Below are 6985 nucleotides of genomic sequence, written 5' to 3' on the forward strand. Positions count from 1 at the left end.
CCCTAAGAGCAAACCACCCTTTTTAAGGGTGGTTCTGATTGTGCGATTTCGATTTCCCACGGCTAGTCCCGGTCGTCGTCGCCGGCTGCGCAGCAGGCGTAGGCCGTGAGCGTGAGGAGCCCCATGAGGAGCCCTATTCCGAAGGGCGCGAATCCCATCCTTCCACCTCCTTCGCGTAGACGACGGTGCGCGAGTTGCTCGTCTGGTAGCTGCACGTCACGAAGGCCCAGGCCTGCGCGATGTCCGCCGGCTCTTCCAGGACGACCTCGCACCGGGACAATTTGTCCCCGAGGTAGGCGGCGAGCTCCGCCGCGTCGGCGAAGTCGGTCCGCTTGCCCTCCGAGCTCGCGTCGACCACGTCGGCCGCGAAGACCTTGAGCTCGATCGCCTTCTCGCGGGTGTAGATCCGGATGGTGCGGTGCCCCTCGGCGAAGTCGCGCGACGAGTACTGCGCGAGCGGCGCGAACATGGTGCCGTCGGACATGTGGTGCCCGTACACGATGACGAGCGGGCTTTCGGCTCCCTGCGCGCAGCCTGCGTCGATGTAGGGAGCGCCCCATGCGGAGCGCTCGCCGTTAGCATCGTGCGTGAGGTAGAAGTCGGGCGATTCCGACCGGCCCTGGACGATCGGGTAGTCGACGGTCGTGCCCGGCACGCGCACCCATGCGACGACGGAGGCGGGAAGGACGTCCCAGTCGATTCCGCCTCCCGTCTCTTGAGCCTCCATTTCCGCGTCCTCTTCCGCAGCGGGCACCTCGTGCACCACGTATGGGTTCCTCTCGGGCTGCGGCAAGACGGCGAGCGCCGCCAGCGCCAGCAACGCCACGGCGACGGCGAGCGCCGTGGCGGCTTTCCCTTTGTCCATGTCCTCCCCCGTTCGCAGGGGAGGCCCCGGGCGAGCGCCCAGGGCCTCCGGTTCGGTATCGATGCGCTGCCGCTACTCTTCCGGCTTTTCGGCCGCCTCGTCCTTGCTCGCGGCCGCCTTGCGCTTGCGATACGCAAGCACTCCGCCCGTACCCGCCGCAGCTGCCAGAGCGATGCCCGCGGCCACGGCGTAGCCGGTGCCGTCGGGGGCGTCGGCCCCGGTCTTGGCGTAGGGCTCCTCGGGGACCTCGGGCGTGTCGGGGTTGTCCACGACGACGCTCTGCTCGGCGGAGTCGATGTCCTCGTGGGCCGCAACGACGTTGCCGGCGGAGTCCAGGACCTTCTCGAAGACGACGAGCTCGTCTCCCTCGGCCAGGCCCTCGGTGTCGAACTCGAAGGTCACCTCGACGGTGCCGGAGGGCGCCTCGGGCTCGAAGGGCGTGCGCGCGGTCACCTCGTTGCCGTCCTTGTCGAGGAACGGCTCTCCGGTGCCCTTGTCCATGAGCGTGCCCACGGCGATGTAGGTCTCGCCGGGGACGAGGCCCTTGTAGGCCACCGTGTCGATGACCTTGGCCTTGCCGGCCTCGATGACCTGGTCGCCGTCGGCGGCGTCGGCCGCCTGCGTGCCCACCTCGACGGCGACGTGGACTGTCTGGCCCTCGTCGGAGAGGTCCGCGTGCGACGCCACCTCGGCTCCCTCCTTGCGTAGGCTCTCGAACACGACCAGGTCGCGGCCGCCGAGCAGGCTCGCGTCGAAGGAAATCTCGACGTCCCGGCTGCCCGTCGAGAGCGCGGGGGCGAACTCGGCCTTGGCCTCCACGGGCACGCCCGAGGCGTCGGCCACGGGCTCGCCGGTCGCCTTGTCGACGAGAGTGGCCGAGAGCTCGTACTCCTCGCCGGCCTTCAGGCCCTCGTAGGCGACGGCGTCGACGACCTTGGCCTCGGCGTCGGCCGAGACGTCCTTGTCGCCGTCCGCCCCGTCCTTTGCCGTGGTGGAGATGCGCGGGCCCTCCTGGTCGTCGAGGCCCATCCACACGGCCTTCGCGACCGTCGAGTCGCGATCGATCCAGAAGCTCCTCGTGATGAGCTCGAGGCCCTCGTTGGCATCGCAGCGCAGCTCGGTCATGGTGTAGGCGCCGTACGGCAGGGCCGCCAGCGAGTCGTCGACCGGCGCCGAGGAGCCGTCCTCGCCGAGCGAGAACCAGATGCCGGCCTTCGGGTCCATGTCGGCGACAGCAATCGGGCCCTCATGGCCGAGCAGGGCGTCGTTGGCGTTGGTGTCCCTCGAGTGCCTGTTCCAGCTGCTCGCGGTCGACGCGTCGCCGTTGCGGTCCGTGACCAGCACGTGAGTCTCGCCGGTGGCCGCGTTCTCGATGGCGAACGGGACCATGAGGCCGGCGTTGTCGGACTCGCTCTTCTTGGAGAGCTCGAGGTCGTTGCGCACCACCTGGTCGCGGAACTCGAGCGCGGCGCCGTCCGCGGAGGCGCTCACGATCTCGCCGCCGGTGCGGACCTCGAAGGTGCGGGGCTCGCCGTCGGTCAGCAGGTAGCCCCCGTTCGTCGCCGTCTCCCGCACGTCGTAGGTTCCGTACGGCAGTGCGTCGGCCGCGGTCTGCGCGGTGTAGGCGCCGGCCTCGTCGTTCCATGCGGTGGTCAGCGTGGCCACGGCTTCGCCCGGCTCGCGCCATTCGCCGTCAACGAGGACCTTGTGCGCCGAGCGGTTCGTGACGGTGAACTCGATCCCGTCGAGGCCGGGGTGCTCGCCAGGCGCCTCCTTGTGGCCGCTGCCCGCGAGCGCCTCGGACGCCTGCAGCTCCTTGTCGGACTTGGTCACCTGCACGCCGCCGCGGAAGACCTCGTCGGTCACGGGGTCGCCCGTGAGGTCGGCCACCTCGCTGGCCTTCACGGTGAACGTGACGGAGGCGTCGCTGGCGTCGTAGCCCTCGGGCGCGCCGGACTCGACGATGCGGTAATTGCCCGCGGGAAGTGCGTCGGCGCCGGTCGCGGCGACGTGCGACCCGTCCTCGGGCGCGGTCTTGATCGTGGCGCATACCTCGCCGTCGGCGTAGTACTTGCCGCCGACCAGCACGTAGCGGCCGGTCTCGTTAACGACGGAGAAGCTCGCGCCGTCGAGCGAGGCGTCGCCCTGGGGCTCCGCGCCCGCCTCGGAGTCCGTTTTGACGACCTTGACTCCGCCCGTGGACCAGCTGAAGCTCACGAGCGTCTGGGAGCCGCCGCCGGTCCTGACGCAGAACGCCTCGAACCCGGCGGATACCTTGCCGGCGCCCGCCTTCATCTTGGCGAAGGTCCCGCCGATCAGCTCGGACTTCGCCCAGGAGGCGAACTCGGCGCTCGTGCCGTGCGTGGCAGCCGACTCGGACCCAGAGTAGGCGTAGGCGATGAGCACATGGCTCGCCGCGGCGTACTTCGCGTCGTCCCAGCCGCCGCCGTCGTACCAGCTGCCCGGGAACATCGACGCGTCGAAGCCGGGAGAGCCGAACGAGTACCAGATCGCCGCTGTCACGTCGCCGCTCGACACGGGGCTCGTCGAGTAGGAGCCCGGCGCGGGCGTCGGGGACGAGGGCTCGGCGCAGTAGGCGATGTTCCCGTCGGCGCTCATCCACGTGGTGGCGAAGCCGCCGTAGGGGATCTTGCCGCCGATGGACACGTCTACCGTGCTCGGCGCGGCGTAGGCGGGCGAGGCCGCCACGGAGGCGAGCAGCGCCCCCGCCGCCAGGATGAGCGCCATGGCGCATCGGAGGAGCTTTTCCTGCAGGGTGCAGTCTTTCGCTGCGTTCATCTTTCCGCCTCCCTATCTCTCGACGCTTCGCTGTGCGCGGGGCGCCTCGTGCTCGGCGGCGCGGCTCGCCTGGCGGGCGTGCTCGGCGCGCTCCGCGAGGTAGCGCGAGCGCCCTGCGTCAACGGCCTCCTTGAGCTGCGCCGGCATGACCTTCACGGTGTCCTTGACCGCGCGGCCGCCCTCGTCGAGCTCGGGCTGGCCGTCCGGGCCCATCACCGTCTTCCTCAGCCACACCTCGCGGTTCGCGAGCAGCGGTATGTCCCGGAAGTCGGCCCCCTTGAAGCGGCTCTCGTTAACGAACATGGGGCTGAACTCGTAGCCTCCCACGTCCACGCCGTCGACGACGGTGCCCTTGGGAAGGGTCGCCGAGTTGAAGGTCCTGGCCTCGCCGGTCGCGCGGTCGGTGTACTCGATGCCCTCGCGCACGAAGCTCTTGTGCAGCGAGAGGTACACGTTCTTCCTCTCTTCCATGTCTTTCCTCCTTTTCGTTTTCAATCGGTCCTTGTCTTCATCCGCCGGGACGCGTGCCCCGGCGCGGCGCCCCTATCTCATGGCGACCGCCCCCTTCCTCGCTTTTCCGCTAGAAGCCGCTCACGATGTCGCGCGCCCAGGAGCCGCTCTTCACGAGGGCCAGGATGAGCAGCACGCACATGGCCAGGTACTGCAGCGCGTAGGTGAGCCCGTTCGCGACCGCGTCGGCCGGGGTGCCCGTCCCGGGGTTCGCCCCGGTGAGCCCGCCGAGCACGAGCGGGAACGATATGAGCAGCACGAGGATGATGACGCCGGCGATGCAGACCGCCCCGAAGCTCTTCAGGTAGCCAAGGCCTATCTGGCGCGTGGCGTCCATGCCGAGGAACGCCAGCGGGATCGGGGCGAACGCGGCCATGATGTAGAGCTGGAGCGCGCGGGCCCAGCAGACCACGAGGGCGACGACGTAGGCCGCCAGCACCACGACCCAGCTGATGAGGCTCACGACGAGCATGGCGATGAGCGACGGGATGTCGTCGTCGGTGGTGACGACGGACACCTCGGGCAGGTCGAGCGCGCCTCCGGCGCCGAAGAGCGCCTCGACTCGGTCGATGGCGAGCCCGCAGACCTCGTAGATCGACGCCATCAGGTCGAAGCTGTTCTGTATGAGGAACAGGAACACGGCGAAGAACACGAGGAGGAAAACGACCTCCTTGACGCCGGGAAGGCTCTGGCTGCCGTCCATGCGCTGGGAGATCTCGATGAGCTTCAGGGTGAAGACCAGGCCGAGCACCCCGCACCCGATCGGCAGGATGGCAACCTGCCACACGCCGCGGGCGACGTCGTGCATGGTCAGGTCGCTCGAGCTCGTGAGCATGTGCGCGAAGTCGGCCGAGAGGATCCCGTTCGCGCCGATCGACCCGAGCACGCCCGTCTGAGCCTTGAACATCCAGTTGCAGCAGTCGCGCAGAAGGCCGCACAGCCAATCGTTGACGTCCCCGGCTATGTCGGCGTATGCCGGCTGCGCGGGGACGAGCAGGAGCGCGCAGAGGGCGAACGCCGCCGCGGCGGAGATGGCGAACGCCCTGCGGCGCTGCGCCTTGAGCGCCCGCACGGCTACATCGCCTCCAGCGAGCCGCCGCGCGAGACCACGGTGACCACCGTCGAGGCGGGGTCGTCGAGCGTGAAGGTCGTCGACGCGACGTTCCCGGCGTAGTCGAGCCACACCTCCTTGTCCCAGGTGGCTCCCGCCGCCTGCGGGGACACCTCCGCCGCCTTCCCGGCGACGGCCTCCTCGATGGCGGCGGCATCCGCGCCCAGCGCCTCGGAGAGGCGGTCGTCGGTGCCGGTCACGGAGAACGCTCCGCCTTGCGCCCTCTGGGGCACGTAGGCCTGCGTCAGGAGGTCGCATGCCAGGGTGCGGGCGTCCCCGCCGCCCGAGACCTGGATGAGCGACAGGCCTCCCGCCTTGTCGCCGGTTCCCTTGACCTCGATGGGCACGCTGAGCACGCCGCCGGCCTCGGAGGGCTCCTCGGCCGAGAAGAACCAGGCGCGCTCGGTGCCGCCCGCGCTCTCCACCATGGCGCCCTCGACGATCCGCAGCGTGGCTGTCGGGTCGTCGGCGCCCGTCCACGCGGTGTTCCAGAGCGCCTCGGCGCCCGAGGCGGCCTTCCCGGTTGCCGCGTCGGCGCCTGCAGCCGCGGGCTGCTCTTGCTCCTGGGGACTATCCTGCGCGCCTTCCTGCGGGGCGATGGCGCAGCGCGCCGCGCCCGCGCCGAGCGCCACGGTGAGCGCGCCTGCCGCGACGGCGGCCATGACCCTTGACTTTCCCTGCATTGGTTTCTCCTATCTCGCGGTGAGCGCGCAGCTGAAGCTGCCGATGCCGCTCGCTATGCGGCACACGTCGCCCGTTCGCGGCTCGTGTATGTACCTGTCGTCGCCGATGTAGATGGCCACGTGGCCCGAGCGGTAGAGGATGTCGCCGGGCTTCGCCTCCGAGAGCGGTATGCGCCTGAGCTCCTCGTACTGGGAACCCGTGTAGTGGCTTATGCGGATGCCCGCCTGCGCGTAGCAGTACTGCGTGAGCCCGCTGCAGTCGAGCGCCTTGCCGGGGGTCGAGCCTCCCCACACGTAGGGCACGCCGAGCTGGCTGTACGCCGCCTCGACGATCGCGTTCCCGTTCGCGGCCGGGTCCTTCAGGTCCTCGACCGTCATGGAGTCGAGCCGGTAGAGGCCCCATTGCGCCATGATCGACTTCAGGGACTCGACGTAGGACGAGTCGGTCGCCCAGCCGGCGTCCTTGAGCCCCTCGGCCATCCTGTCCGAGTCGTGCCTCTCGATCGCCTCCCGGATGAGGGCGTTGCCCGAGTAGCGCTCCGCCTGCAGGAAGACCCTGCTGCGGAAGCGGATGCACTCGGCGTCGCCGGTGAAGCGGATGAAGCTCGCCGTGATCTGGGTGTGCTCGCCGGGCACGTACTCCTCGCTGGTGGCCCAGTTCGCCTTGCCGGCCACCTCGGGGCAGCCCGCGTAGCCCGACCACCACTTCATGCCGAAGAGGTTGTGGTCGCGCTCTGCGAGCTGGCTCATGCGGTCGCCCTGGCCGGACTCCTGGATGATCTGCGCGATGGTGCAGCCCGCCGGGTGCCCGTACTCCTCCTGGCACTCGAGCGCCGCCTCGACCATCTCGTAGGTGATGTAGGGCGGCAGCCCCTCGAGGCCCTGCTTGGAGGCCGCGTCGTCCCAGAAGCCGAACAGCGCGCTCAGCAGCTGCGCGACGGCGAGCGCGCAGGCGACGAAGGCCACGATGCCGGCCACCGCCCCGAGCAGGGCGGGCGCCGCGCCCGAGACCGCGCC

Annotated in this window: 6 protein-coding genes and 1 pseudogene; all 7 read right to left on the minus strand. The window is 69.8% G+C overall.

From position 1 onward, the window contains the following. Positions 1-133 precede the first annotated feature (133 nt). Positions 134-865, minus strand: coding sequence for a class B sortase (locus DW821_RS09965; protein ID WP_117818397.1), 732 nt, complete (start codon positions 863-865; stop codon positions 134-136). A gap of 72 nt (positions 866-937) precedes the next feature. Then, the gene (locus DW821_RS09970) at positions 938-3082 is read right to left on the minus strand and encodes a VaFE repeat-containing surface-anchored protein (RefSeq protein WP_233539261.1); all 2145 of its coding nucleotides are present in this window, start codon (positions 3080-3082) and stop codon (positions 938-940) included. A gap of 183 nt (positions 3083-3265) precedes the next feature. Next, positions 3266-3664 (minus strand): annotated as a pseudogene (locus DW821_RS10460) (thioester domain-containing protein); the annotation flags it as partial. Positions 3665-3676: 12 nt separating this feature from the next. Continuing rightward, on the minus strand, positions 3677-4135 hold the full coding sequence (locus DW821_RS09975; RefSeq protein ID WP_042433176.1) for a hypothetical protein: 459 nt from the start codon (positions 4133-4135) through the stop codon (positions 3677-3679). A 109-nt stretch (positions 4136-4244) separates the two neighbouring features. Next, a complete protein-coding gene (locus tag DW821_RS09980) occupies positions 4245-5246 on the minus strand; it encodes a hypothetical protein (protein WP_216400469.1) in 1002 nt (333 codons plus the stop codon). A gap of 2 nt (positions 5247-5248) precedes the next feature. Next, entirely contained in the window at positions 5249-5947 is a 699-nt protein-coding gene (locus DW821_RS10270; RefSeq protein WP_199412431.1) for a hypothetical protein, read from the minus strand. A gap of 30 nt (positions 5948-5977) precedes the next feature. After that, on the minus strand, positions 5978-6985 hold a 1008-nt coding region (locus tag DW821_RS09990; protein ID WP_199584353.1), incomplete at its 5' end, for a glucosaminidase domain-containing protein.

The sequence above is a fragment of the Collinsella sp. AM33-4BH genome (genome assembly GCF_003469205.1).
In the GTDB taxonomy this organism is placed as follows: domain Bacteria; phylum Actinomycetota; class Coriobacteriia; order Coriobacteriales; family Coriobacteriaceae; genus Collinsella.